The organism is Corynebacterium sp. HMSC077G07, from assembly GCF_001809225.1.
Classification (GTDB): domain Bacteria; phylum Actinomycetota; class Actinomycetes; order Mycobacteriales; family Mycobacteriaceae; genus Corynebacterium; species Corynebacterium jeikeium_D.
Window position 1 is genome coordinate 4,319 of record NZ_KV796540.1, and the last position, 26,449, is coordinate 30,767.

Here is a 26,449-nt window from a genome sequence, read left to right on the forward strand (position 1 = left end):
TCCGAAAAATGGCTTGAAAGTGTCATAAACTCTCACAGTTTCACATTTGCAGCCCGTTGTGCCTACCAGGCTCCTACCTAAGCCCCCCACTCAATCCGGGCTACTTCTTGGCCACCACTGGCTCAATTGGGTTACCTCGCCAGGAGGTGTGCGCAGGAACATGGTCACCGCGCATGACGAGAGAACCGGGTTCGACGCGGCAGCCGTCGTCAAGCACAGATGCCGGCAGTGCGACTGAGTGCGGTCCTAGGACGGAGCCGTGTCCGATGTGGACGGTGTCGAGCGTCATCACGCGGTCGGTGAACAGGTGCGTCTGAACGACACAACCACGGCCGACAGAAGCGCCCCGCTCGATTTTGACAAGGTCGGTCTCGGGCAGCCAGTACGTCTCCAGCCACACCCCGTGGCCAACGTTCGCGCCGAGCAGACGCATCGCGCGTGCGATACCGCCGGTGGCCATCGCCGGGTTCAGGTACCACGGTGCGGCAACCATTTCGACGAATGCATCCTGCAGCTCATTGAGCCAGACGAACTTGCTCCACAGTGGGTGATCACCGGGCTTGTGCTTGCCGACGCACACCCACTTGGCCACGACCGTGATGAGCAGCCCCAGCACACCAACAATCAGTAGCACGGCAGGGGAGAGCAGCCACGCGACCAGCAGGCCGAGCAGGGCAGCGCCAACGCCACCTGCAGTGACCAACTCCGCGGTGAACATGCCAAGGGCCTGCAAGATAAACAGCGTGACCGTAGCCAACATGAGAGAGACCATCGGTGCCAGGACGCGCAGTGTCTCGACGATGCCGCGGGCGACCTTCAATCCCGTAGTCGGACGGTAGGTCTGCGCCGACTCATCGCTGGAGACGGTGCCCACGCGGCGCATGCGCTCTGGCGGCGAACCCCACCAGTTGGAGCCGGACTTGGTCTTCTTCGGGGTAGAGGACAGCACGGCCACCAGCGAGTTCTTCGCCAGCTTGCGTTCTGGAAGCGTGATGCCGGAGTTGCCCAGGAAGGCGCGCTTGCCGATGCGGGAGTCACCCACCAGCAGCCAACCGCCGCCGAGCTCGTAGCTGCCGACCATGGTGTCGTCAGCCAAGAAGGACTCGTCCTTGACGTGCAAGAACTTCGGAATACCGATCGCGGTGGAGACTTCGCTGTCGTGACCAATTTGGGCGCCCAGTGCACGCAGCCACAGCGGCGTCAACATGGAGGCGTAGATGAAAAATAGGTCGTGACGGGCAGCGTCCATCAGGCGAATTGTCGCCCACGACTGCCAACCCACGCGCGAACGCACCGGGAACACTCCCGGCTTCAGGCCGATGCTGAACAGGCGCACGAGAATCAGCGTCAGCAGGGCATACACCGCAACACCGACGAAGGTGGCGGGAATAGCCCACAGCACGGCGCTACCCAGCGTTGGCCAGAGATTCGAGGTGGTTAGCTCGGTGGTGCCGTCGATAAGCCCCGTGCCCCAACCGATGACAGCAGCCATCGCGACCGCAGCGGACAGCGGTACGAGTGTCAGCAAAACAGCGGTGAGACCGTAGATAGCCACCCAGTGGCGGCGAGCCGGCGGAACTTCCTCCGGGAAGCGGTGCTTGGACCGGCCGACCTTGCGAGCCGGGGAACCCGACCAGCGCGCGCCAGCCTTGACCTTCTTCTCACCGGTGACGGTGGAACCCGCCTCGATGTGAGCGTCATTGCCAATACGCGCGCCGGGCAGCAGCGTTGAACGGGCACCGATGCGGGCGTGCTTGCCAATAGTGACCTCGCCGACGTGGACGACATCGCCATCGACCCAGTATCCGGACAGGTCTACCTCCGGCTCGATCGAGCAGTAATCATCCAGTTTGACCAGACCCGTCACCGGCGGCAGCGCGTGCAGATTCACACCCTTACCAATGCGGGCACCCAGCATACGGGCGTACCACAGCACGAACGGAGCACCCGCTACTGAGTGGGCACCGGAGCTCTCTGCCAGACGTTCGGCCGCCCATAGTCGCAGATGTACCGAACCGCCACGCGGGTAATCACCCGGGGTGATGTTGCGCGTGAGCAGGCGTGTCGTCGCCGCGTTGATGGGCATGACCCCCAGCGGGGTCAGGAACAACACGGCCAGTACGGTCACCAACCAGCCTGGTAGTGTCAGCGGCCCGCCGATAACCCAGTTGATAATCGCAAGCCACGTTACCCAGCGCATGCCACGTGCCCACTGCAGCGGCACCATGAGGCAGACCTGCGCCCAACGGGTCTTACGGGAGACAGGCGTCGGCTCGGGCACCTTTTCCAGGTGAGCGGTGGGGTCGCTGGTGTCGTCGGCAAGCATGTCGTCGCTGATGAAACCGCGCGCTACCAGCTCTTCAGCGAGATTGCCCAGGCGCGGGTGGTCGTAGAGATCGCGCACGGCGACCTGTGGGGCGCGCTGGCGAATGCGCGCAATGACGCTCGCCGCCGCCAAGGACGTGCCGCCCAGGGCGAAGAAGTCCGAGGCCGCGCCGGGCGCAGGTACGGACAGCACGTCCGCCCAGATATCGGACAGCCACTTCTCTACAGGGCTCAGCTTGTCGACGTCGCCCTTACCCGCACGCGCAGGCAGTGGCCACGGCAACGCCGCCTTGTCGACCTTGCCGGAGGTACGAACCGGCAGCTCATCCATGATGTGCAGGCGTGGCACCATCGCGGCTGGCATGGCATCGCGGAGAGTATCCATGCACTTGTCGTAGTCCATGGCTGCGGCGTCGCCACCGGCGCCGACGTAGCCGACCAGGATGGAATCGCCAGCACCGGTCTTCTGCACCACGACAGTCGCTTGAGTAGCGCCGGGGAGGGCAGCCAGGTGCGCCTCGACCTCGCCGAGCTCAATTCGCCGACCGCCGATTTTCACCTGATCGTCGACGCGGCCGGTGAAGTACAGTCCGTCCTCGTCCATGATGACGTGGTCGCCGGTGCGGTACGCGCGCTCCCAACCGAGAGCTGGCAGCGGTGCGTACTTCTCGGCGTCCTTCTCCGGGTCCAGGTAGCGTGCGAGTCCCACGCCGCCGATGACCAGCTCGCCCTTGGTGCCCGGTGGGACGGGGTTGCCCTCTTCGTCGATGACGGTGAGGTCCCAGCCGTCCAGAGGAAAACCGATGGTCACGGGCTTGCCGGGCCTCAGCTCGATGCCGGAGGCCACGACGGTGGCCTCGGTGGGGCCGTAGGTGTTCCACATTTCGCGCTCTGGGGTGGACAGGCGCTCGACCAGCTCTTGCGGGCAGGCCTCGCCGCCAACGATGAGCAGGCGCACGCTGTCGAGCGCCTCGGCGGGCCACAGGCCGGCCAGCGTCGGAACTGTGGAAACAGCGGTGATGTGGCGGGAAATCAGCCATGGGCCCAGGTCCACGCCGGAGCGCACCAGCGAACGCGGAGCCGGCACCAGGCAGGCACCATTTCGCCAGGCCAGCCACATTTCCTCACAGGAGGCGTCGAAGGCGACGGATAAGCCGGCGAGAACGCGGTCATCCGGGCCGAGCGGTCCTTCCGGGTGGTTGGCCAAGAACCAGCGGGCCTCCGCATCGACAAAAGCGGCGGCGCTGCGGTGGGTGACCGCCACGCCCTTGGGCTTGCCGGTGGAGCCAGAGGTGAAAATAATCCAGCAGTCATCGTCAGGAGTGGGCTCCTGCGAGATGATCTCGCGTGCGCTCGGCGGCGTCGGTTCCGTCTCTTCCTCGTCGGAGTCGGCGTCGGAGTCCAGCGGGCGGGGGCGATTACGTGCCGTGGAGCCAGCCAAATGCAGGCCTTCAGCATCGAAGTAACCGGCGATACCGGCCTCGCCGAAGACCATTTCTGCACGCTCGTCGGGGTCATCCGCGTCCACCGGAACGTAGGCGGCACCGGCGGCCATGATGGACAAAATTGCCAGGTAGAGCTCGCGGCTTCCCGACGGCATCCGCACACCAATGCGGTCGCCGCGACGGATGCCCTGTTCGTACAGCCACGTAGCTGTGGAATCAATCTCGTTGATCAACTCCGCATACGTGACGACAACCTCGCCGTCATCGATGGCCTCAGCCTCGGGGAACCTTCGCGCGGTCGCCCGGACAATGTCAATGAGTGTGCGCTCAAGCGGCTGTTCCGTAGCGCGTAGGAACTTCGCTTCAGTGGTTGTCACTTGAGAGCCCCCTTCTTATTCTTCTTCTTGCGCTTTTTCTTCTTCGACTTCTTACGTTTAGGACGCGGGGCATCGCTTGACGACGTCGCCTGCGTCTTATTCTCCGCCATGTCCTTGGTGTCTGTCTCAGTGGCCGTGACCTCTGGGATAGCGGCCTCGGGGTTCTTCGCGCCGGCATCGGTTTCGGGGCTTGCAGCGGAGTCGTCGGCAAGCGATGCAAGCAGCGCGCGTACCTCGGGTGCGCATTCGGCGACGGCGGCGCGTTCGGCTCTGCGGAGTGAGCGTCGCAGAGATGCGCGGGTGGTGTTGCCCGTTTCTGTCAGCGCGATGAGCTGGCGGCGTCGATCCTTGGAGTCTCGGGTGCGTTCGACTAGATTTGCCGACTCCAGAGAGTCAATCAGGCGAACCATGTCAGAGCGGTCCATGCCGAGCAGCGCGCTCAGCTCGGTTTGAGCCATGTCGCCGCCATCGGCGATGGCCTCCAGAACCCAATAACCGCGGATGGAAATCGACTCAATCTGAGTGCGGCCAAGAGCCGCGTTGACACTGGCGCGGACAGCCGCATCGAGCTGCGCCAGGCACCAGGACGCGGATTTGCGCAGGGCGGCCGGTGCGACGGCGAGTTCGCTTGCGGAGCCGGGCTTGCACTTGGACTTAGTTCTGGCCTTAGCACTGGCCTTGTTTTTGGCTTTCGCTCCCTTGCGGGCCTTCTTCGCCTTGGTGCTGCTCTGTGCGTCGACAGCAGGCACCTTCGCGTCTACGTCGGGTGCCACACCACCGCTGGTGTCGGCTGAGTCCGCCGAGGAAAGTACGGATGAATCAGACATACTTCCCATACTAGACAATCTGGGGAACCATCAATAATGGGACATGGCCAACTAATAATGCCCATGTTTGCCTGCGGATTGTTAGAAGGTCGGTGCTTTGGGGTGGGTAAATAAATGAAAAACTGCCCTGCAGGTAGGCAGGGCAGTTGTAGTTGATTTAGTTGGCCTTCTCCATTGGGCGGCCGAAGTGCTCCCAGTCGATCATGCCGCCGGTGATGACGATGGTGTCGATACCGTTCTTCTCCAACCAGGAAGAAACCTGAGCGGCGCGTCCACCGGAACGGCACATCAGGTAAATGTCGGAATCCAAATCCAGCTCGCCGTAGCGGGACGGAATCTCTTCCATAGGGATGTGAACGGCGCCGGTGGCGTGGCCGTCATCCCACTCCATCTGTGAGCGGACGTCAATGATCTGTGCGTCTTCGGGTACTTCGGATACGTTTACGGTTTCCATAGTGCGCACTATACGCAATCTGGCCTTATCGCCGGAAGCACCAAGGCCGCCGGAGGAAAACTCCGACGGCCGTAGCGCTGAATCACAGGAATTGCGTCAAAGGTGTGAGCCCCAGGAAGGGGGATTGGCTAGCGCAATTCTTACTTGTGGCTCTTACTTGTGGCGCTCGATAGCCTCAGCCAGGATGCGCTCAGCCTCAGCCTTGTCGCCCCAGCCCGAACCGGAAACTTCCTTGCCCGGCTCCAGGTCCTTGTAGTGGACGAAGAAGTGCTCAATCTCGTCCTTGGTGAACTGGGAAACATCGTCGATGTCCTGGTAGTGGTCGAAGCGGACATCATCCAGGACGCACAGCAGCTTGTCGTCGCCGCCGGCCTCGTCGGTCATCTTGAAAACGCCGAGCGGACGAGCCTTGACAATAACGCCCGGGAAAACCGGCTCCGGCAGGATCACGAGAGCGTCCAACGGGTCGCCATCCTCGCCGAGGGTCTCATCGATGAAGCCGTAGTCGGCCGGGTAGGCCATTGGGGTGAACAGGTAGCGGTCGAGGTAGACCTTGCCGGTCTCGTGGTCGACTTCGTACTTGTTGCGCTGACCCTTCGGGATCTCAATAGTGACCTCAACGCTCACGGCGATGACTCCTTATAATCGGTGTACACTTCTCTGACGGCTATCTTATGCGAAACCCGCTCAAAACCGTTTATTTGTGCACCTTAAGTGAGGTTTTGTTTCCAGGAAGAAGGTGTTTGTGACCGTGGGCAGTACCGACTCTGACAGCTCCAAAACCGCCGCTAAGGGCACGGAAAAATCGCCCAGTTCCGTAAAATCCGGCAAATCCAAGAAGTCGCGCGGACTGAAAATCGGCGGTGCCATCGCCGGTGTTGTCGTTATCGCAGCGGGCAGCGGCGCAGCGGTTGTCATCAATAACAATCGTCAGATTGCTGTCGATGCACCGCCCGCGGTCAGTCATGTCTCTGCTCCTGTGACGGCGGCGCAGTCTTCGCTTGACGACGGCGCTCTGGCCCAAAAAGTCAGCGCCATCATGGACGCTGCTGCGGCCGATCCAGCCTTCGGTGAGCTGCATGGAATTGTTAGCGATGCTACGACCGGCCAGAAGCTGTGGGGGATCAATGACACCGCGGTGGCCATGCCGGCGTCCAGCATGAAGATTCTCACTGCGTCTGCCGCACTGTTGGACTTAGGTGAAGATCATCGGGTTTCCACCCGTGTCTCCCGGGTCACGGGCACTAATGACATCGTTTTGCACGGCGGGGGTGACCCCACCTTAAGCAAGGACGGGGAAGGGTTCTTCCAGGACTCGGCTTCAATCGCTGAGTTGGCGAAAAAGATTTCCGTGGTCATTCCGGAGGGGGTCGGCAAGGTTTATCTCGACAACTCTCTATTCACCGAGAGTTTCCACGAGACCTGGGAGCGTGCGGGGCTGGAGGACGGCTACATCGCACCGGTGGAGTCGGTGATGATGGACGCCGGTCGTATCGATCCGACGAATGAAGAATCGCAGCGCAGCGCCACGCCCGCCGCGGATGCCGCTGATGCACTGGCCCAGGCGCTTGGTGCGGAAAACGGAGGCAGCCTGAGGGATGCGGCCAAGGATGGTCAGTCACTGCCTCTGGATCCAGACCCCGTCGCGCTCGTGCAGTCGGCCCCGCTGGTTACCCGTGTGCACGAGATGATGAACTACAGTGACAACGTGCTCGCCGAGTCCATTGCCCGTGAGGTGGCTATCTCTCGCGGCCTGCCGCCGACCTTTGAGGGGGCCGCACGTGCCGTGCGTGACGCTCTCTCGGAGCACGGTTTTCCTCTCGATGGCGCGGTGCTGTCGGACTCCAGCGGCCTGAGCACGGATAACCGTATTTCTCCGCAGCATCTCTCCGAGGTGCTCAATTCGGCCGCGGGTCCGGTGGAATCGGCCGAGCAGGGGGGACTGGCGGAGTCGCAGGAGTCGTCGGAAAGCACTGCGTTGCGGTTGCGCCCACTGTTGGATAGCTTGCCAGTGGCGGCGGTGTCCGGCACTCTGGCGACGCGCTTTGCTGGTCAGTCCGGGGCGGGCATCGTCCGTGCGAAGACAGGCACGCTGAATAAAGCCTCGGCGTTGGCGGGATATGTGGTGACGAAGTCGGGACAGGTACTGACGTTCGCACTGATTTCCAACGAGGCGAGCCTGTTGCCGGCAAGAGCTGCGTCCGATAAGGCAGCGAGCGCCCTTGCGGATATCTAAACTGAGATTCATTTGCCACTGAAAATAATTTGAGGAGATGAATCCGCAATGGCCTCTCACACTTCCGCGATTAGGAACTTGCCAACCGTTCACGAGATTGCCGCACAGGTTCGCGAGGGAAAGCTAAGCCCGGTGGACAGCGTGCAGCGCAGTCTCGACGCTATCGCCAGACTGGATGGAGGGATTCATGCCTTCCGTGAAGTGTGGACGGATAGGGCTCTGCAGGCTGCGCGGGAACTCGAGCAAAGCGAGAAACTCTCGGAGTTGCCGCTCGCAGGTGTGCCATTTGCGCTGAAGGAAAACACCGCTCTAGAGAACCCGTTTGTCCAGCAGTTGACTAGCGCCGGTGCAATCGCGGTGGGAACTACGGTGAATCCGCAGTTCTGTACGTGGGGGACGACGACGCTGCCGGGACTGGCCGTCGACAATCCGATTCTGCCGGGGCACACTCCCGGTGGGTCCTCCGGTGGATCCGCAGCGGCTGTCGCCGCTGGGATGGTTCCGTTTGCGCAGGGCAACGACGGCATGGGGTCACTTCGTATCCCTGCAGCGTGCTGCGGGCTATCGACTCTGAAGGCGACCCCGGGAACAATGCCGGGGCGCGTGGGCGGCAATGACTGGTACGGAATGTCTGTCCAAGGGGTGCTCACAGTCAATAACGAGGACTTGCGCCTGATCACCAAGATCCTCACAAATGGCATAGTGGATGCGGAGGACCCGGCGAAGACCCTGCCTGAAAACTTCGCAGTCAGCGTGGACACCACTGCGCCCGTATTCGGTTTGAAGGCTGCACCGGAGTACGTCGATGCGGCGCAACAGGCGGCGAGAGTATTCGCGGACAAGGGCTTTGCCGTCTCGGAAAAGAACATGCCGTACCCGCTGAACCCACTGCCGATGCTCGCGCGCTGGACTGCGGGGGTGGCGGATCAGCTTCGCGACGAGCCGCGCCCTGATCACCTGGAGTGGCGCAATCGAGTCCACGCCGGCATTGGTCGCTTGCTGCGTTTCACAATCAATGGCCGCCAAGTGGCACGCGATGGCGCTCGCATCGAGCGTGAGCTACCGGGTGACACCATCTTGATTACCCCGGCTCTGGCCAAGAACCCACCGCGAATCCGCGCGTGGCATCGCATGCCCTGGATTGTGAACCTGCTGTCCAATCTGCGTTTCACTCCCTACGTCTCGACGTGGAATTACCTGGGATTCCCGGCTGGCATCGTTGTGGAACCGACCTCTGGGTTGCCGGTGCAACTGATTGCGCGCCCGACCCAGGAGCGAATTCTGCTTACCGCGATGGAAACCATCGCAAGTGGTGGGCGCGTTGGCTAGACCTTTTTGGCCGGACCGCAGCCCTCATTTCCTCATCATTCGGCAAGCTGTCCGCGCGATAGTGCAGCAGGTGGGGCAGGAATTGGGCAGCGGTGTCGTCATTGGGCTTTCCGGTGGTGCGGATTCGCTGGCCCTGACCGCCGGGGCCTGTGCGGAAGCTCTCGGGCCCAAGGGTGCGCTGGCCGGCCGCAAAGTCCACGCCGTCGTAGTTAATCATCAGCTTCAGCAGGGCTCTGCAAAAGTTGCCGAGCGCGCCGCCCACATTGCTCGGGGGATGGGGGCTACGGCCGAGGTTATCGCGGTCGATATCAACAACAATTCCGACCGTGGTCCCGAATATGAGGCGCGTTTGGCACGACACGCAGTGCTACGGGAGGTCGCCCAATCTCGAGGTGCGGCGCTGATGCTCGCCCACACCTTGGACGACCAGGCGGAAACAGTTTTGCTGCGGCTGGCCAGGGGAGGCGGTCCGCAAGCGCTGTCCGCCATCCGCGACAACCTCACGTGGTCTGACGGGACTCGGATTCTGCGCCCGCTGCTCGGTGTGCGACGCTCAGATACTCAGCTCTGCTGCGAAGAGCTGGGCTTGAAGGTGTGGCACGACCCGCACAACCATGACGACCATTACGCCCGCGTCCGGGTTCGAAAGACGATTTTGCCGCTGCTGGAGCAGGAGCTGGGTCCGGGAGTTGCGGAAAATCTCGCTAAGACTGCGGCGATTGCAGCAGTCGACAATGACTTTTTGGACGCTCACGCCGAGTCAGCTCTGCATGCGCTGCTGGGGGAGGAAGAGGCGTTGGCAAGCGGGAGTCTGTCTGTGCGAGGGGTGGCTGAGCTCGACGACGCCATCGCGGTGCGCGTCCTCGCACGTTGGTTGAGGCAGGCGGGTGCGGAGCCCAGCAGTAAACAGATCGGCATGGTGTTGGCGCTCGTGCACCGCTATCACGGCCAGGGCGAAGTGCCGGTGACCCGTGGTCGCGATGGTGCTGACAGAAATGCCAGGTTGGTCGTTGAGCGAAAAGATGGCACTCTACAATTGGTAATGAATCGTCCCGCGGTGCCTTAAGAAGGGTGCCGCAATCCAACTTCCGGCGGCTGAGAACAATCGGTTGCCATAGCTCTGAACTTGCACTGGGGCAGTTACGCTCCATCGACACGCCGCCATAGAAGTGCGGAAAGGAAATGCGATGCATGATGTGAAGGATTTCAACGTCCCCGCAAACCCCTACGGCGATGAGGTAGAGGCAGTTCTCATTGGCGAAGAGGAGCTGCATGCTCGCATTGACGAGATGGCGCATCGTGTGAATGAGAAGTACAAGGATGCCGACAGCGATCTGATTCTGGTCGCAGTGCTCAAGGGTGCGGTGTTCTTCCTGACTGACTTTGCTCGTCAGCTCAGCATTCCCAGCCAGATGGAGTTCATGGCGGTTTCCAGTTACGGAAACTCCACCTCGTCGTCAGGCGTGGTGCGTATTTTGAAGGACCTGGATCGAGATATTGAGGGACGCGATGTTGTGATCGTCGAGGACATCATTGACTCCGGCCTGACCCTGTCCTGGTTGATGAAGAACCTGCGCAACCGTAATCCGCGCTCCCTGGAGGTCATTACGCTGCTGCGTAAGCCGGAGGCTGTGCGCACCAGCCTGGATGTTGCGGATGTTGGCTTCGACATTCCGAACGAGTTCGTCATCGGTTACGGCCTGGATTACGCCGAACGTTACCGCGATTTGCCGTACGTCGGCACGCTTCACCCGCGCGTTTACCAGGGCTAGGTCTGTCTTCGGCGCTATTGCACAGTGCCGATGCTTGACGACGGGCATTGCGCGCGTACCTCCGGCAGTTCTAGCTGTCTTCTAGCGATGAAAAGTAGGAGTTGGAAACTTTTTTCGGTTGCGATGCGTTATGCCTACTGTGGGGTCAGGTGCCATGAGCCCTGGCCCCACGTTGTGTCATTGATGTGTCTTCGAGAAGAACTCGTTGATGCGTACAATTAATAAAAGCAACTAATAGATGTAGAGAGCGAAAAGCGAACCCACTGTATGGACAAGAAAAAGGTGTTCCGGTTTGCCACCGTTGCCGGCATCATCCTGATTATCCTCTTTGCTATTACTCAGCTGGCGGATGATTCCCGGGAATACCGCGAGGTGGATACGTCCGTTGCCCTGACCCAGTTGGATAAGGGCAATGTCACGGAAGCTCAGATCGACGATCGCGAACAGCGAATTCGCCTCACCCTGAAGAAGGGCGTGGAGGTCGAGGGCACTGAGGACGTCACGAAGGTGATGACCAAGTACCCAGCGCGTGCGACCGACCAAGTCTTTGACAAGGTCACCGCCGCCGAGGGCATGGAGAAGTTCGATACCAAGGTCACGCAGGATTCCTTCCTGATGTCCACCTTGGGCTTCCTGCTGCCGATGGTGATCTTCTTCTTCGTCATCATGTACTTCTTCAGCCGCATGCAAGGCGGCAAGAACGGCATGTTCGGCTTTGGTGGCAACCGCGCCAAGCTGCTGAACAAGGAGACCCCGACCAACACGTTCGAGGATGTTGCTGGTGCCGATGAGGCCGTCCAGGAGCTCGACGAGATTAGGGATTTCCTGCAGCACCCAGCTCGCTACGAGGAGCTCGGCGCGAAGATTCCGCGTGGTGTTTTGCTCTACGGTCCTCCAGGTACCGGTAAGACCTTGCTGGCCCGCGCCGTCGCTGGTGAGGCAGGAGTGCCTTTCTACACCATCTCGGGTTCGGACTTCGTTGAAATGTTCGTCGGTGTCGGTGCCTCTCGTGTCCGTGACCTGTTTAATCAGGCCAAGGAAAACAGCCCGTGCATTATCTTCATCGACGAGATCGACGCCGTCGGCCGCCAGCGTGGTGCCGGCATGGGCGGTGGTCATGATGAGCGTGAGCAAACCCTGAACCAGCTGCTGGTGGAGATGGATGGTTTTGGTGATCGTCAGGGTGTGATCATCATGGCTGCGACCAACCGTCCGGATATTCTCGACCCGGCGCTGCTGCGTCCGGGCCGTTTTGACCGACAGATTCCGGTGGGCGCACCAGACCTGAAGGGCCGCGAGGCAATTCTGAAGGTCCACGCCCGGAACAAGCCGCTTGGACCGGATGCGGATCTGACGTCGCTGGCGAAGCGCACCGCCGGTATGAGCGGTGCTGATCTGCAGAACGTGCTGAATGAAGCTGCGCTGCTGACCGCTCGCGTCAACGGCAACATCATTACTGCGGATGCGCTGGAAGAGGCAGTCGACCGAGTTATCGGCGGTCCGCGCCGTACCTCCAAGGTGATTTCCGAGCAGGAGAAGAAGGTCACCGCCTACCACGAGGGTGGCCACACCCTGGCTGCGTGGGCGCTGAAGGACATTGAGCGTGTTTACAAGGTCACCATCTTGGCTCGCGGTCGCACTGGTGGACATGCGCTGACCGTCCCCGAGGACGACAAGGGCATGTATAACCTGCCAGAGCTCTTTGCCCGTCTGGTCTTCGCCATGGGTGGTCGCGCTGCCGAGGAGCTGGTTTTCGGACTGCCGACTACCGGTGCTTCTGCCGATATTGAGCAGGCCACCAAGATTGCTCGCGCCATGGTGACCGAGTACGGCATGTCGCCGGAGCTCGGCCCGGTGAAGTACGGGGAGGAGCAGGGCGACCCGTTCGTTGGCCGCGGTGGCAGCGGCTCTCTGGACTACTCTCCGGAGGTGGCAGCAACCATTGATCAGCAGGTTCGTTTGCTGATCAATAAGGCTCATGACGAGGCCTACGCCATCTTGAAGGAAAACCGCGACACTCTCGATGTTCTGGCTGAGAAACTGCTGGAGAAGGAGACTCTGCGTCGTCCGGATCTGGAAGTTATCTTCACCGATGTCGTTCCCCGTGAGCGCCTGAACTTCTTCGATAGCGACACTAAGCACCCGGCCGATGGCCGCGAGCCGGTGAAGACACCGGTGGAGTTGGCAATCGAGCGCGGCGAGGAACCGCCGAAGCGTGTCAACATCTTCGCGCCGGTGCGCCGCCGCGAACCAGAGAACCAGGACGCGGGCAACAACGGCAATGGTCAGGGGCCGGCAGGCTCCGCTGGTGCCGGTAATGCTAGTGTCCCGGGTCTGCCGGGCGCCCAGCAGGACCGACCGAATGTTCCGGTTTACGGTGGCACCCCACCGCCGGCTGGTTGGACCGCTCCAGGTTGGCCGCCGAAGGATACCGGCAGCACGCACGGTTCGGCTCCCGCACCGGCACCGGCGCCTGCGCCGACTCCTCGCCCGGAGGGGCAGAACCAGCCGGGTTCGCAGGAAGGCCAGGGCAACGCGCGTGGCCAGCACCCGGGCACTGCTAAATACCCGGCAGGTGCGCCGGACTTCGGCTCGAAGGCAACCGGTACGGGTAGTAACGGTGGCAACGGCCCCGCGAATATCCCTGCCCCTCCGAAGATGCCGTGGGACAGGCAGGGCGGACGTCACCGCCAGGACAACTCTGGCAGCGATGCCACCCCGACTACGGTGATGCCGTCGGCAGGACAACAGCAGGAGCTGCGCGGATTCCGCCTGCCGGATAACGAGCAGCCGGAACACACAGAACGTCCGGAAAACCCGAAGAACGCCGACAATTCCGATGACAAGGGGGCACAGATGCACGATTCGGATAAGGACGGCGTCGTCAAGCGAAACGAAGACAACAGCGCCTGGCAGGACAAGCCGGACACCAACGAGGAGCGATAAGTACACATCATGGAGCGCGAATTCGATCAGGGGCGGGCCGAGGCTGCGGTTCGTGAACTGTTGATTGCCGTCGGTGAGGATCCCGACAGGGAAGGCCTGAAGGAGACACCGGCGCGAGTGGCGCGAGCCTACCGTGAGGTTTTCGCGGGCCTGTTTGAAGATCCGTCTGAGGTGCTGGCAAAGACCTTCAACGAGGATCATCAAGAACTCGTTTTGGTGAAGGACATCCCGATTTACTCCACCTGTGAGCACCATTTGGTGCCGTTCTTCGGCGTTGCCCACATTGGTTACATCCCGGGCAAGGACGGTCGTGTGACGGGCTTGTCCAAGCTCGCTCGTCTGGTCGATGGCTATGCGAAGCGCCCGCAGGTGCAGGAACGTCTGACCAGTCAGGTTGCGGATGCCTTGGTGGAGCGGCTGGATCCGGCCTCGGCGATCGTCGTCATTGAAGCGGAGCATCTCTGCATGGCCATGCGCGGTATCCGCAAGCCGGGTGCGCGCACGGTGACCTCAGCCGTCCGCGGTGGCTTCAAGACGGATGCCCGTTCGCGCGCAGAGGCAATGGCGCTCATCCGCAAGAGCTAACGCAACAGTTAAATGGTCGATTGGAAAGGCTGGACAACAAGGTGACTGAATCCCCCTTGCAAGCGCAGGCAGGACAGCAGGCGGAGATGGGTATCGAGAATCAGCTCTGCAAGGTGATGGGCATTGTCAACGTCACCGAGGACAGCTTTTCCGATGGCGGCCTGTACAAGACCTTCGACGCGGCGATTGCCCATGCGCACGAGCTGCTCGCTGAAGGCGCACATATTCTCGACATCGGTGGCGAGTCCACTCGCCCCGGCGCACACCGCGTTTCCGAGGATGAGGAAATTGCCCGGGTCGTGCCGGTGGTCCGTGAGCTCGCGGCAGACGGGCACCTGATCAGCGTCGATACTATGCGCGCAAGTGTCGCAGAGGCAGCAATCGCCGAGGGCGCGGTGTTCATCAACGATGTCTCTGGCGGTCTCGCAGACCCCAACATGTACGCAGTCTGCGCCGATGCCGATGTGCCCATCTGCCTGATGCACTGGAAGACCGATCGCTTCGGCTCCGCTTCTGGACGCGCCGAAACTCACCCGGACGGCATTGTCGCCGATGTCCGTGAGCACCTGCTTCAGCTTGTCGACGGTGCCATGGGCGCCGGCATCGTCGAGGAAAATATTGTCCTGGATCCAGGCCTGGGCTTTGCCAAAAACGCCGATGACAATTGGGCGCTCCTCCACGGCCTGCCGGAGCTTATTGACCTCGGTTTCCCCGTATTGGTCGGTGCCTCCCGCAAGCGTTTCGCCGCCGCCGTTGGCAGTGAGGCTCGCGCGCCAAAGCAGGCTGATGCTGCGACTACCGCAATTTCCGCGCTGTCCGCAGCGGCGGGCGCATGGGCGGTTCGAGTTCACAATGTGGCCGACAACCTCGACGCAGTGCGGGTGGCGCAGGCATGGAACCTTGGCCGCTCACTGACCGGTTACACCGCGGCCGGCGACTATCCGGAAGGTGGCTCTAACCGCGCTGCACAGCACGATGAGTCTCCTGCTGAATCGCCAGCCGAGGCGGCTCTGGAAGGAGACGAGTAGAAACAGTGGCTGATCGCATTGAACTCAAAGGTCTGAAAGCCCGCGGCTACCACGGCTGTCTCGACTTCGAGCGCCGCGATGGCCAGGACTTCATCTGTGATGTCACCCTGTGGTTGGATTTCTCCGGTGCCGCTGCCAGCGACGAGCTGGACGACACCGTCAACTACGCCGACATCGCAGCCACAGCGCACGGAATTTTGACCGGCACTCCGCGCAACCTCATCGAAACCGTCGCGACCGAGATTGCCGAAGCAGTGCTTGCCGACGACGATGGCCGCGCCGAACGCGGATTGTCCCCACTGTTACATGCGGTGGAAGTAACCATTCACAAACCGCATGCGCCCATTCCGCTCGACTTTGATGACGCTGCGGTAACAGCCCGCCGTTCGCGGAAGAAGCGGTTGGCATGATTCGCGCCGTTCTTTCTATCGGCGCGAACATGGACCGCGCGCGAGAAAACCTAACTGGTGTGCAGGCCTTCTTCGCCGATGAATTGGTCGCAGCCTCAAAAATTTATGCCACCCCACCTTGGGGTGGGGTAGAGCAGGGTGACTTCCTCAATGCCGTGCTCATTGTCGATACGTCCCGGACACCAATGGAGCTGCTGGAAGCTGGTTGGAAACTGGAAAATGACGCTGGTCGAGTGCGCGAAATTCACTGGGGACCACGGGCGCTCGACGTGGACATTGTGCAGGTCACTGACAAGGACACCGGCGAGGAGATCATCTCTGACGATTCGACTCTGACCCTGCCGCATCCGTGGGCAACCGAGCGTGCCTTTGTACTGGTGCCGTGGCTCGATGCCGACCCGGATGCCGAATTGGGGGGAGTTCGGGTCGCGGCACTCGTCGATAAGCTGGCACCTGAAGACGTAAACGCAGTGCGTCTAGCAGACAGCGCGGATGGAGAAGAGGCCTAGAGATGAAACCGACCTCACCGATTACGTTGGCTGCATCTGCGCTGGTTCTCGCACTGGCGTCATGGATGATCGTGGCACAGTTTTTCGGTGCGCTCGGGCCACGAAGTTGGTGGGACCTGGGGTTTCCCTGGTTGCTCACAGCTGTCTGTGTGGCGGCAGCGCGGTGGATTAAGTCGGTGCTGAAAGAGGGGAAGGTCGGGCAGGATCGCAGCCAGGTGCAGCCGTTAACGTTGTCGCGATGGCTGGTGGTCGGTACGGCATCCGCGTGGTTGGGTGCGATTCTCGGAGGACTGTACGCCGGTGGCGTGCTGTGGGCCTTGCCGAAGTGGACGGAGCTTGCGGCCGCACAGGCCGACGGGCCGATCATGATTGTCGGCACAGTATCCGGCATTGTGCTCGCTGCGGCGGGGCTGTGGCTGGAAAAAGTTTGCCAATTGCCAACTGATGGCGAAAATTCTTCGCCTCCTAGCGGGGAAATGGGAACTAACTCGGTAGGGTGGGAGTTATGACTGACCTCTCCAACGCCGGTAATGACCCGAAGCGCTCGGGTGATGCCGCATATTTTCAGGGCGACGCGGCAGCTACTTCGTCGGATATGGCCGAGTCTCCGTCTCCGTCGCCTTCTTCGGCTTTCGAAAGCTACTCCGCTGGGGCTAACTCCGGGGCTGATGCGGCATATGCAGATGAGCAGAGCAATGATGTGACGAAATTCAGTTCTACCGATGGTATGACGGAGAAAACCGCCGTCATTCTCATGGTTGTGCTGCTGGTGCTCGCGGTGATTGCCAGTATCGTCATGCTCTTTGCCTCCTCTGCCGGGTGGATGAAGGTTGCCGTGCTGCTGGCGTTGTGGTCGGCAGTTATCGGGGCTGTGCTGGTGACTCGATACCGCAAGACCATTGCGCTGGAGCGCAAGCGGTTGGAGACAATCGAGGAACTGCACAAGGTGGAGCTTGACCGCGAGCTGGCTACTCACCGTGAGCAGGAGCTGATTCTCGAGCAGAACTACCTGGACTCGCTTGAGGGTAACAACGATGACAACATTGCGGCGCTGCGCGCTGAGGTCTTTGCACTGCGTGCCCAGCTTGCTGAGTTCATGGGGGAGGATTTCGACGACGAGCAGGTTGCTCTTCGCGCCCAGGCCGAGCGTCTGCGTGAGCTCGACTCGCCACAGCAGGCCTCGCCGATGAAGGATCCGACCGGTCACGACCGGCCGACACCACGCGCGACTTCCCACCGCGCTGAGATGACCGCTAACGGCACTGTTGGCGTTCATACCCAGCACGGCGGCACGGGCTCCGCTTCCTCCGCTTCGCCGGTTGAAGACGCCGAGGCCACCGACATGCGCCGTACATTCTCGCCGTCTGGCCAGCCGGTTGACGTCCACGAAGTCGCCGATTCCAAGGATGACGAAGCCGTTTCCAAGGAGAAGTTCTCCACTAACTCTTTCCGCGCCATCAACTGGCAGGAAACCCCGGCCGAGGACGCCGCAGAGGATGATTCTCAGGGCGGTGCTCACGAGGCACACGGTGCACGGCACCCATTCGCTGCGCCGGAATCGGACGATGCCTCGGACTCTCCGACTCGCCAGCTGCAGGCCATTCGCGATGAGGACCTCGCAGAAGAGCCAGCTCAGAAACCGGCTCAGGCTCCTGAGCAGGAGCCTGCAAGCCACGGTCGGCGCCGTGCTGAGGACAACAAGGGCAGCCTGACGGTTGCCGAGCTGATGGCGCAGATGCGCAAGAAGAGGGAGCAGCGCGAGGACGAAGAGGCCTAGTCGCTTACCGAGTATGCGCGGCCTACTCACTGCACATAGCTGGTTTGGTCTAACCTAGTCAGTCATGACGCAAAGCCAGCATGATTCCCATCCCCATCGGACAACCGCTCCGCGGTTGGCGGTGGGGATTATTTCTGCCGGAAAAGTCGGGGTCGCGCTCGGCCAGGCGTTAGAGCACTGTGGGCATCGTGTCACTCACGTGGTCGCGCGCTCACCAGAATCTGTCACACGAGCGCATCTACGTCTCCCGAACGCACAGGTTAGTAGCATTGCCGACACAGCTTCCACCTGCGAGCTCATCGTCATCGCCGTGCCGGATCGCGCCATCGCAGAGGTCGCGGAGGAAGTCGCCCGCCATGTCGGCCCCGGACGCATCGTCATGCATACTTCTGGTTCCCTCGGGCGTGCCGTGCTCGATCCGGTCGCACTCACCGGCGCGCTGACCATCGCCGCCCATCCCGCAATGACATTCGCAGGGCTTGACGACGACTCCGAGCTCCTGACCGGCTGTCCATGGGGCATCACTGTTGGGGATGAGCTCGCGAAAACAGTCAGTGAACTGCTCATTGGTGAACTCGGCGGTCGTCCGGTGTTCATCAACGAACGTCACCGCGGTCTCTATCACGCGGCTATGGCCCATGGCTCAAACGGTCTGGGCGCAGTTGTGGTCGATGCAGTAGAAATGCTGGCAACCACTATCGGCGGAGATACAGCAGCCGAAGACACCGACCTAGCTGAGCTGCGTCGAGGCCAGGCCGCCGAGCTGCTCCGCCCACTGCTGGAAGCTTCATTGGACAATGCCTTGAGGTGGGGTTCCCGGGGGCTGACTGGCCCGGTGACGCGGGACGACCTTGGGACCGTCGTCAAGCACGAACGTGAAATTGAAGCGGTGGCACCGGAAATGGGAACCGCCTACCTGGCCCTTGCCGAGCGCATCGCCGAGCTGCACGGCGCCAACGAGGTTTTGCGGTACCTACGCCGATGAGCTGAGCGGACTGGCTGTTCTGGTCATCCGGGATGTGGCGTAAGGTATTGCCGTCGGGCGAAAAGTTTGGTCCGGTAGATCTGAACGCGGAGGAAACATGACGGGTTATACCGCCGGAGAGACAACTGTTCACAAGACTATTGCGGGAATCGCGCAGGTCACCCGTGCGTTGCGGAAGACCGGGCGGCCGGTGGTGCTCGTACCTACGATGGGTGCGCTACACCAGGGGCACCTTGAACTAGTACAGGCCGCGAAGACGCTGCCGCGCGCTGTTGTGGTGGTGTCGATTTTCGTCAATCCGCTGCAGTTCGGTGAGGGGGAGGACTTTGACGCCTACCCGCGGACTCTGGAGGAAGACGTTGAGAAGCTCCGCGCTGTCGGTGCTGAGCTGGTCTTTGCGCCGAACGCGAAGGAGATGTACCCCAACGGTTTCCGCACGACGGTGCAGCCGGGGCCGCTGGCTTCGGAGCTCGAAGGTGCTACTCGCCCGGGGCACTTTGCCGGTGCGTTGACGGTGGTCAACAAGCTTTTCAACATCACCAACTGCACTGATGCCGTTTTTGGTGAGAAGGACTACCAGCAGCTGTGCCTGATGCAGCAGATGGTCACTGACCTGAATATGCCGGTGCAGTTGCACGGTGTACCGGTGATTCGCGAGGCCGACGGGTTGGCTATGAGCTCCCGCAACCGCTATCTGTCCGAGGAGCAGCGCAATCTCGCAGTAACCCTGTCCGCTGCGCTGACTGCCGGTGCTTTTGTCGCGGACCGTGGTGCGGATGCTGTGCTGGAAACCGCGCGTGGTGTGCTCGCCAGCCAGCCTGAAGTCGAGTTGGATTACTTGGAGCTGCGTGACGCTGCGCTCGCCCCGCTTTCCGACGAGGCGTTGCGCGGCGACGGCCAGGAGACTGAAGCTCGCCTGCTGGTTGCTGCGAAGGTCGGCACTACTCGTCTCATTGATAATGTTGGCTTGATTCTGGGTGCGCCGCGCCCGGATTCGGCAAACGGTTTCGGGCAGCTCGGGCAGAAGGACGCCGAAATTGCGTCGGCGGCTCTGTCGGCGGCGGGGCTGGACGGCGAATTGACTGAGGAAGAGGCCGCTGAGTTGGCTGAGCTGCAGGAAAAGGTTCGTGCTGCTCGAGATGCTCGTCTGAAAGATGAGTCCAGCAGAGAAACTCTGAAGAACGCTGGCTTTGGCGTTGAGCAGGACAGCGAGTAGGACGGCTTTTAGAAGTAGTTTCTCGTGGCTGGGAAGTTGTCGTATTATAGTGTGCCGACTAATAACCTGCCACGCTAAGGGGTGCCGCGGTAGGCAAGCATCCAGGGGACAAATCCAGGAAGGGACCTACCTTTTTCATGTTTCGCACTATGTTGAAGTCCAAGATTCACCGCGCCACGGTGACTCAGGCTGATCTTCACTACGTTGGATCGTGCACGATTGACGCTGATTTGATGGAAGCGGCCGACCTGCTTGAAGGTGAAGCCGTCGACATCGTCGATATCAATAATGGCAACCGGCTTACTACTTACTGCATTACCGGAGAGCGCGGCTCGGGCATCATTTCCATCAATGGTGCCGCCGCTCGTCTGATATCGCCGGGTGATCTGGTTATTATCATCGGCTACGGAATGATGGATGACGCTGAGGCGCGTACGTACAAGCCGAATGTCATCTTCGTCGATGAGGACAACAAGATTCTGGAAAGTGGCAACGACCCGGCGGATGTGCCGGAGGGTTCTGATTTGAAGAATCCGCGTAGCCCGGAGAACCAGGGCTAGTCCACGTAGCCCGCAGAGCTGGGGCTCGACTGCGTAGTTGGAGAGAAGAGTCGAGCCGGAGAATCACAACACCAGGGTGTTCACTTTGCGTTAAAGCGCAAGTCATTAGACCGTCAGCTAAAGCTCATTGGCGAGTTGATTTTTAGAAACCGAAAGGTAACGCAACGTCCTTAGCTTCTTAGAGGATCTAAAAGTTTTAGTTTTCCATTTCCTCACCTAGTCGAAGCTATACAAAGGCGGTCTCCCCGTGGTTCGTATTGGCAAGAATCTGCTGACAAATCCTTTTGCTACCTCTCGCAGCTCTCTGACCTGCACTTACAAGTGTGGTAATGCTTGTGCTGACGATGCTCCGAACGAGTTCTCGGACAACCAGTACTTCGGTGATGTTGCGAAGGAGGCGTTCTCCCAGCGCGCATTCTCCCGTCGCGCGGCACTGAAGGTCACTGGTGCTAGTGCTCTTGCGGTCGGCGGTGGCGCCGTGCTGGCCGCTTGCTCCTCTGATGATTCGGGCAGCGCCGCAGGTGGCTCCGACGCCTCCGGTACCGCTGCTGCCGGTGACGGTAGCAAGGGCGAATCGCCGGAGGGTATGCGTTTCGACGCCGTCAAGCCGAACACGGAAGACGCAGTCGTTATCCCGGACGGCTACGAGCAGAATGTTCTGATTCGCTGGGGCGACCCAATCCACGAGGGTGGCCCGGAGTTCGACTTTGACAAGCAGACTCCGGAAAACCAGCTGAAGCAGTTCGGCTTCAACAATGACTTCGCTGGCCTGATTAAGGCTGAAGACGGCACACTGCTGTACGTCTGCTCGCACGAGTACACCACCGAGCCGATGATGTTCCGTGCTTACAAGAAAGAAGATGCTACTAAGGAGCAGGTCGACATCGGACTGGCTGCCCACGGCCAGACCATCCTTGCTGTGGAAGAGGATGACAAGGGATTCCTGAAGCCAATTCTCAGCGACAAGCGTAACCGTCGCATTACTGGCTTCACCGAGTTCACAGTCGACGGCCCGGCTGCTGGTCATGATCTGCTGAAGACCAAGGCTGACCCGACCGGTATGAAGGTCGAGGGAACTTTGAACAACTGCTCCGGTGGTGTTACTCCGTGGGGTACCTACCTGTCCGGTGAGGAGAACGTTGACCAGTACTTCGGCAACGTTGGCAAGCTCGACGACGAAGAAGCTGTTAAGAAGCTCAAGCGCTACTCGGTCAAGAATGAAGAGCTGTCCGACCGCGCGTGGGAGAAGTACTACGACCGCTTCGATGTCTCCAAGGAGCCGAACGAGCCGAACCGCTTCTTCTGGCTGGTAGAGATTGACCCATCTGACCCGAACTCCACCCCGGTCAAGCACACCGCACTGGGCCGTTTCAAGCATGAAGCCGGTCAGATCTACGTCACCGACGACGGCACGGTCGTGTGCTACTCCGGCGACGACGAGCGTTTCGAATACATCTACAAGTTCGTCTCCTCCCGCAAAATTAAGGAGGGGGACCTCAAGCACAACATGGGCATTCTGTCCGAGGGCACGCTCTACGTCGGTAAGTTCAACGGTAATTCCGAGTCCGAGATTGACGGCTCCGGTGAGCTGCCGAAGGACGGCCGTTTCGACGGTGACATTGAGTGGCTTCCGCTGATGACCGCCAAGGCAGACGGCAAGCACGAGTCCCACGTTGATGGCATGACCGCCGAAGAGGTTTGCATCTACACCCGCATCGCCGGTGACAAGGTCGGTGCGACCCGTATGGACCGCCCGGAGGATATCGAGCCGTCTCCGAAGACCGGTAAGATCTACGCGGCGCTGACCAACAACAAGTACCGCGGTAAGGCTGGCGCGAAGGACGACAAGGGCAAGGAACGCAAGGATGGTGCAGGGCGCCCGCTTGCCGACGCCGTCGAGGTCGCACCAATCACCGAGAACAAGAATGGCCTTGTTCTGGAGATGGAAGATGACCACGCCGGTACCAAGGGCAAGTGGAACCTCCTGCTGGTCTGTGGTGACCCGAACGAGGCTTACACCTACTTCGGTGGCTTCGACAAGGAATCGGTCTCGCCAATTTCCTGCCCGGACAACGTCGCCTTTGACGAGTACGGCAACCTGTGGGTTTCCACCGACGGCAACGCGCTGGACTCCAACGACGGCCTTTTCGCCGTTGCCGTCGAAGGCGAGCGTCGTGGTGAGACCAAGTGCTTCCTGACTGTTCCGGTTGCTGCAGAGACCTGTGGTCCGCAGATCTTCTCCAACCGCGTGATGGTCAACGTCCAGCACCCGGGCGAAATCGAGACGGATCAGGGTCATCCAGTCGGCGACAACCCGGACCCGACCACCAACCCGACCTCGCACTGGCCGGACGGCGGCAAGGAGCAGCCACGCCCGGCCGTCGTTCAGGTTGTACGCACTGATGGCAAGAAGATTGGCGTCTAAAGGGCACTCAACTAGCAGGTCGGCGGTGTAGTCGGCTAACCTTTATAGCCGTGACTGACGCGAAGAAGACCCCTGAAAACACCGCCACCGTTCCTGAGCAGCTGCGCATTCGCCGCGAGAAGCGTGACCGCCTGCTCGAGGCTGGAATTCAGCCGTACCCGGTTGAGGTTCCCCGTACTCACTCTCTCAAGGATGTCCGTGAAGAGTGGGGTCACCTCGAGGCTGGCGAGGAGACTCAGGATGTCGTGACCGTCATTGGTCGTGTCATGTTTATTCGTAACACCGGCAAGCTCTGCTTTGCCGCTCTGCAGGAGGGTGACGGCACGACCCTGCAGGCCATGCTTTCCAAGGCTGAGGTCGGCGAGGACGCCCTGGCTGCTTGGAAGTCGGACGTAGATATGGGCGACTTCGTCCTCATTACTGGCCGCGTAATTTCTTCGCGCCGCGGCGAGTTGTCCGTGATGGCTACGAAGTGGCAGATGGCCTCGAAGGCTCTGCGTCCGCTGCCGGTGTCGTTCGCTGATCTGTCCGAGGACAGTCGCGTGCGTCACCGCTACACGGACCTGATTATGCGTGAGCAGGCGCGTACTAACGCACTGACTCGTATCAAGGTCATCCGCGAGCTGCGCCACGCCCTTGAGCGTCGCGGTTTCCTCGAGGTCGAAACCCCGATGCTGCAGACTCTGCACGGCGGTGCAGCTGCACGTCCATTCGTGACTCATTCCAACGCTTTGGACATCGATCTCTACCTGCGTATCGCGCCGGAGCTTTTCCTCAAGCGCTGCGTCGTCGGCGGTATGGAGCGAGTCTTTGAGATCAACCGTAACTTCCGCAACGAGGGTATCGACTCCTCGCACAGCCCGGAGTTCGCGATGCTGGAGTACTACGAGGCATTCGGCACCTACGATGACTCCGCCCGCACCGTCCGCGAGGTCATTCAGGAAATCTGCGTCGCGGTCTTCGGTTCGACGACCGTCACGCTTGCCGACGGTACGGAGTTCGACTTCGGCGGCGAGTGGAAGCAGATTGAGATGTACCCGTCGCTGAACGAGGCACTTGCTCGCAAGTTCCCTGGTCAGCCGGAAGTCACTATTGACTCGACCGTCGAGGAGCTAAAGGCAATCGCCGATGTGATTGGCCTTGAGGTTCCGGAGAAGGGCGGCTGGGGCCACGGCAAGCTGGTTGAGGAAATCTGGGAGCTGCTCTGTGAAGACCAGCTCGACGGTCCTATCTTTGTCCGCGACTTCCCGGTCGAGACCTCTCCGCTGACTCGTCAGCACCGCTCCAAGCCTGGCGTGACCGAGAAGTGGGATCTTTACGTCCGTGGCTTCGAGCTGGCTACCGGCTACTCCGAGCTGGTTGACCCGGTTGTCCAGCGTGAGCGCTTTGAGGATCAGGCGCGACTGGCCGCTGGCGGCGACGACGAGGCCATGGTTCTGGATGAGGACTTCCTGCACGCAATGGAGCAGGGCATGCCGCCTACGACCGGTGTGGGCATGGGCATTGACCGCCTGCTGATGGCCCTGACCGGCCTTGGCATTCGCGAAACCGTGCTGTTCCCGATCGTGAAGCCGGAAGCGTAAGCGACTGAATTCATGTGTAGTTATCCCGGTGTTATCACCGGGATTATTTTTATCCCGTAATTTCTTCACCCGTGAATTCGGTAAATGGGAATAAGAAAATTGATCGGCGATCCGTATTGCGCTTGGGAGCAGTAGCGGGTGCGGGGGCTGTAGCGGTTGCCGTCAATAGCGTCGGGACGCGAGCAGTTGCATCGGCGGCCCCGAACCAGTCGCCGTTTCCATTCACCGGGTTGACCAGCGGCCTTGTTGTGACGGACCTGGAAGTCGTGACCGTGACCGATACGTCGGTGACATTTTCGTGGGCGACGTATGCAGGCCCACATCCAGCGTGGGGGAAGCTGGCTCCACTGGCGCCAGCCGACACTGAAGTTGCGCTAGTGCCAGTCGATGCCGATGAGGGCGGCGAGCTACCCGTGGTACATAAGGACGAGACGCAGGTTGGCTACCACTTTGTGACCGTCGATAAGCTGCGCCCTGGAACCACGTACCGTTTCGAATGTCGATCGAATGGACTGGTCGCCGAGCCGGGATTAATTACCCGAAACCTCCCCAATGCACCCGAGCAAACTGGACAGTTCACGACGTTGGTCGCTCCGGAAGGGGAGTACCTGACCACGATTGCCATCCTCAATGACACGCATATTGGCGAAAATGGGCACGGTATTATCACCGGCGATTTCCCCGCTCCTATCTTTTCTGAACCGGGTGCCGCGCCGTATCCCGAGGTCATGCTGACGGCTGCGCTCGCCGAGCTGCGGGGGATGGGGATTGAAAAGGTTTTCGTCAACGGTGATGCCACGTCGGAAGCACGTCCGGCGGAGGTGCGTCGATTTGCCGAGATTATGAATACTTTTGGTGCTCAGGAGCGGCAGTGGTTTGTCACCCGCGGCAATCATGATCGTCCGCATAAGCCGGATGCCGATCCATCTGCTGGCTACGACGAATTCCCGGTTTTGGAGGGTACCGAGAATCATCGCGATCCCTTCGGTGTTCTCCTGGGGCGTCCGCGGCAGGAACTGTGGGTCACTCAGCAGGGGCCGGTCCGTGTCATAGGGCTGGATTCATCGAAGTTGGATGAGTCCGGCGGCGAAATTAGCCCGGAACAGTTCGATGCACTGGAGCGGGAATTGCAGCGTGACCCCAGTAAGCCGACAGTTGTGCTGGCTCATCACCCAATTACCTCCGAGGCTGGTTGGACACATGCTGCCGGGCCCACCTTCATTCTCAACAGCGCTGATGCACGACGCTTGCAGCAGATGCTTAACGACGCTCCGGGTGTATTCTTTGCGGGGGCAGGTCACACCCACCGTGCAAAGCGTACTCGCGGTGATTTTGGTGCCGGCGTTGATTATTTGGAGACCGGCGCGTGCAAGGCATACCCCGGTGGCTACACACTGCTGCATGTCTACTCCGGTGGTTACCAGGTTAATTTCCATCGTTTGAGCAGCGAAGATGCGCTTGCATGGACTGCGCGTGCCCGTTGGGCGATGTACGGCTTCGAGCCCGAGGCGCTGCTTGGTGAGCTCGCTGATCGCAACTACGTTGTTAACCGCGTTATCGCCTGACAAGTTAGAAACCTGAAAGTTTTCTGTTGCTTGGCAATGTTTTTTCAATTCCTGTGACAACGGTCACGTGATTCATTTATTGTTATGCCAGTAAT

General features: G+C 60.6%; 20 protein-coding genes and 1 pseudogene. 17 read left to right on the forward strand and 4 right to left on the reverse strand.

Translation table 11 applies throughout. The features are described 5' to 3' along the window. Nucleotides 1-100: 100 nt before the first annotated feature. The 4 genes from HMPREF2562_RS07970 to HMPREF2562_RS07985 form a co-directional block, all read right to left on the reverse strand. Nucleotides 101-4,147 carry a Pls/PosA family non-ribosomal peptide synthetase gene (locus tag HMPREF2562_RS07970; RefSeq protein ID WP_070549849.1) on the reverse strand — a complete coding sequence of 1,349 codons (4,047 nt, stop codon included), beginning with the start codon at nucleotides 4,145-4,147 and terminating at the stop codon, nucleotides 101-103. Beyond that, entirely contained in the window at nucleotides 4,144-4,974 is an 831-nt protein-coding gene (locus tag HMPREF2562_RS07975; protein ID WP_070549850.1) for a MarR family winged helix-turn-helix transcriptional regulator, read from the reverse strand. Before HMPREF2562_RS07975 ends, HMPREF2562_RS07970 begins: the two co-directional genes overlap by 4 nt. Before the next feature lie 157 nt (nucleotides 4,975-5,131). Beyond that, nucleotides 5,132-5,428, reverse strand: a complete 297-nt coding sequence (locus HMPREF2562_RS07980) for a rhodanese-like domain-containing protein (RefSeq protein WP_016421494.1) — start codon at nucleotides 5,426-5,428, stop codon at nucleotides 5,132-5,134. A 153-nt stretch (nucleotides 5,429-5,581) separates the two neighbouring features. Then, nucleotides 5,582-6,055 carry an inorganic diphosphatase gene (locus HMPREF2562_RS07985; protein ID WP_005510088.1) on the reverse strand — a complete coding sequence of 158 codons (474 nt, stop codon included), beginning with the start codon at nucleotides 6,053-6,055 and terminating at the stop codon, nucleotides 5,582-5,584. Between the two features lie 124 nt (nucleotides 6,056-6,179). Here HMPREF2562_RS07985 and dacB point away from each other — a divergent pair, with 124 nt between their 5' ends. The 17 genes and pseudogenes from dacB to HMPREF2562_RS08070 all read left to right on the forward strand — a co-directional run bounded on the left by dacB (nucleotide 6,180) and on the right by HMPREF2562_RS08070 (nucleotide 26,354). After that, nucleotides 6,180-7,664 carry a D-alanyl-D-alanine carboxypeptidase/D-alanyl-D-alanine endopeptidase gene (dacB, locus tag HMPREF2562_RS07990; protein ID WP_224784057.1) on the forward strand — a complete coding sequence of 495 codons (1,485 nt, stop codon included), beginning with the start codon at nucleotides 6,180-6,182 and terminating at the stop codon, nucleotides 7,662-7,664. Between the two features lie 48 nt (nucleotides 7,665-7,712). Continuing rightward, nucleotides 7,713-8,993 (forward strand): amidase family protein, encoded by a 1,281-nt coding sequence (locus HMPREF2562_RS07995; RefSeq protein WP_070549851.1) that lies wholly within the window; start codon nucleotides 7,713-7,715, stop codon nucleotides 8,991-8,993. Continuing rightward, nucleotides 8,977-10,059, forward strand: a complete 1,083-nt coding sequence (gene tilS, locus HMPREF2562_RS08000) for a tRNA lysidine(34) synthetase TilS (protein ID WP_256374815.1) — start codon at nucleotides 8,977-8,979, stop codon at nucleotides 10,057-10,059. The genes HMPREF2562_RS07995 and tilS overlap by 17 nt, the downstream gene beginning before the upstream one ends. A gap of 121 nt (nucleotides 10,060-10,180) precedes the next feature. Further along, nucleotides 10,181-10,765 carry a hypoxanthine phosphoribosyltransferase gene (gene hpt, locus HMPREF2562_RS08005; protein ID WP_016421490.1) on the forward strand — a complete coding sequence of 195 codons (585 nt, stop codon included), beginning with the start codon at nucleotides 10,181-10,183 and terminating at the stop codon, nucleotides 10,763-10,765. Between the two features lie 267 nt (nucleotides 10,766-11,032). Continuing rightward, complete coding sequence (ftsH, locus tag HMPREF2562_RS08010) at nucleotides 11,033-13,711, forward strand: ATP-dependent zinc metalloprotease FtsH (protein ID WP_070549852.1); 2,679 nt, start codon at nucleotides 11,033-11,035, stop codon at nucleotides 13,709-13,711. A 9-nt stretch (nucleotides 13,712-13,720) separates the two neighbouring features. Further along, a complete protein-coding gene (gene folE, locus HMPREF2562_RS08015) occupies nucleotides 13,721-14,296 on the forward strand; it encodes a GTP cyclohydrolase I FolE (protein ID WP_016421488.1) in 576 nt (191 codons plus the stop codon). Between the two features lie 86 nt (nucleotides 14,297-14,382). Beyond that, a complete protein-coding gene (gene folP, locus HMPREF2562_RS08020; protein WP_016421487.1) occupies nucleotides 14,383-15,324 on the forward strand; it encodes a dihydropteroate synthase in 942 nt (313 codons plus the stop codon). A gap of 5 nt (nucleotides 15,325-15,329) precedes the next feature. Beyond that, on the forward strand, nucleotides 15,330-15,734 hold the full coding sequence (gene folB, locus HMPREF2562_RS08025) for a dihydroneopterin aldolase (RefSeq protein ID WP_016421486.1): 405 nt from the start codon (nucleotides 15,330-15,332) through the stop codon (nucleotides 15,732-15,734). Further along, nucleotides 15,731-16,243, forward strand: coding sequence for a 2-amino-4-hydroxy-6-hydroxymethyldihydropteridine diphosphokinase (gene folK / locus HMPREF2562_RS08030; RefSeq protein ID WP_016421485.1), 513 nt, complete (start codon nucleotides 15,731-15,733; stop codon nucleotides 16,241-16,243). Before folB ends, folK begins: the two co-directional genes overlap by 4 nt. 2 nt (nucleotides 16,244-16,245) lie before the next feature. Continuing rightward, nucleotides 16,246-16,752: a DUF3180 domain-containing protein gene (locus tag HMPREF2562_RS08035; protein WP_016421484.1), complete on the forward strand. Its 507-nt coding sequence runs from the start codon at nucleotides 16,246-16,248 to the stop codon at nucleotides 16,750-16,752. Next, nucleotides 16,749-18,020: a DUF6779 domain-containing protein gene (locus HMPREF2562_RS08040; protein WP_016421483.1), complete on the forward strand. Its 1,272-nt coding sequence runs from the start codon at nucleotides 16,749-16,751 to the stop codon at nucleotides 18,018-18,020. The genes HMPREF2562_RS08035 and HMPREF2562_RS08040 overlap by 4 nt, the downstream gene beginning before the upstream one ends. A 64-nt stretch (nucleotides 18,021-18,084) precedes the next feature. Next, nucleotides 18,085-19,005: a Rossmann-like and DUF2520 domain-containing protein gene (locus tag HMPREF2562_RS08045; RefSeq protein ID WP_070549853.1), complete on the forward strand. Its 921-nt coding sequence runs from the start codon at nucleotides 18,085-18,087 to the stop codon at nucleotides 19,003-19,005. A gap of 97 nt (nucleotides 19,006-19,102) precedes the next feature. Further along, a pseudogene (gene panC, locus HMPREF2562_RS08050) lies at nucleotides 19,103-20,044 on the forward strand (pantoate--beta-alanine ligase); the annotation flags it as partial. Between the two features lie 314 nt (nucleotides 20,045-20,358). Continuing rightward, the gene (panD, locus tag HMPREF2562_RS08055) at nucleotides 20,359-20,781 is read left to right on the forward strand and encodes an aspartate 1-decarboxylase (RefSeq protein ID WP_016421480.1); all 423 of its coding nucleotides are present in this window, start codon (nucleotides 20,359-20,361) and stop codon (nucleotides 20,779-20,781) included. A gap of 247 nt (nucleotides 20,782-21,028) precedes the next feature. Next, a complete protein-coding gene (locus HMPREF2562_RS08060; RefSeq protein WP_016421479.1) occupies nucleotides 21,029-23,206 on the forward strand; it encodes a PhoX family protein in 2,178 nt (725 codons plus the stop codon). A gap of 50 nt (nucleotides 23,207-23,256) precedes the next feature. Further along, nucleotides 23,257-24,789 carry a lysine--tRNA ligase gene (lysS, locus tag HMPREF2562_RS08065; protein WP_038626637.1) on the forward strand — a complete coding sequence of 511 codons (1,533 nt, stop codon included), beginning with the start codon at nucleotides 23,257-23,259 and terminating at the stop codon, nucleotides 24,787-24,789. 71 nt (nucleotides 24,790-24,860) lie between these two features. Beyond that, entirely contained in the window at nucleotides 24,861-26,354 is a 1,494-nt protein-coding gene (locus HMPREF2562_RS08070; protein ID WP_049190673.1) for a metallophosphoesterase family protein, read from the forward strand. Nucleotides 26,355-26,449 lie beyond the last annotated feature (95 nt).

Excerpts from the sequence above, each read along its gene's own strand:
- HMPREF2562_RS08035 (WP_016421484.1), top strand. The coding sequence starts at position 16,246 with ATGAAACCGACCTCACCGATTACGTTGGCTGCATCTGCGCTGGTTCTC.
- HMPREF2562_RS07995 (WP_070549851.1), top strand. The coding sequence starts at position 7,713 with ATGGCCTCTCACACTTCCGCGATTAGGAACTTGCCAACCGTTCACGAG.
- ftsH (WP_070549852.1), top strand. The coding sequence starts at position 11,033 with ATGGACAAGAAAAAGGTGTTCCGGTTTGCCACCGTTGCCGGCATCATC.
- HMPREF2562_RS07975 (WP_070549850.1), bottom strand. The coding sequence starts at position 4,974 with ATGTCTGATTCATCCGTACTTTCCTCGGCGGACTCAGCCGACACCAGC.
- folK (WP_016421485.1), top strand. The coding sequence starts at position 15,731 with ATGATTCGCGCCGTTCTTTCTATCGGCGCGAACATGGACCGCGCGCGA.
- HMPREF2562_RS08045 (WP_070549853.1), top strand. The coding sequence starts at position 18,085 with ATGACGCAAAGCCAGCATGATTCCCATCCCCATCGGACAACCGCTCCG.
- folE (WP_016421488.1), top strand. The coding sequence starts at position 13,721 with ATGGAGCGCGAATTCGATCAGGGGCGGGCCGAGGCTGCGGTTCGTGAA.
- HMPREF2562_RS08040 (WP_016421483.1), top strand. The coding sequence starts at position 16,749 with ATGACTGACCTCTCCAACGCCGGTAATGACCCGAAGCGCTCGGGTGAT.
- panD (WP_016421480.1), top strand. The coding sequence starts at position 20,359 with ATGTTTCGCACTATGTTGAAGTCCAAGATTCACCGCGCCACGGTGACT.
- HMPREF2562_RS07980 (WP_016421494.1), bottom strand. The coding sequence starts at position 5,428 with ATGGAAACCGTAAACGTATCCGAAGTACCCGAAGACGCACAGATCATT.
- hpt (WP_016421490.1), top strand. The coding sequence starts at position 10,181 with ATGCATGATGTGAAGGATTTCAACGTCCCCGCAAACCCCTACGGCGAT.
- folP (WP_016421487.1), top strand. The coding sequence starts at position 14,383 with ATGGGTATCGAGAATCAGCTCTGCAAGGTGATGGGCATTGTCAACGTC.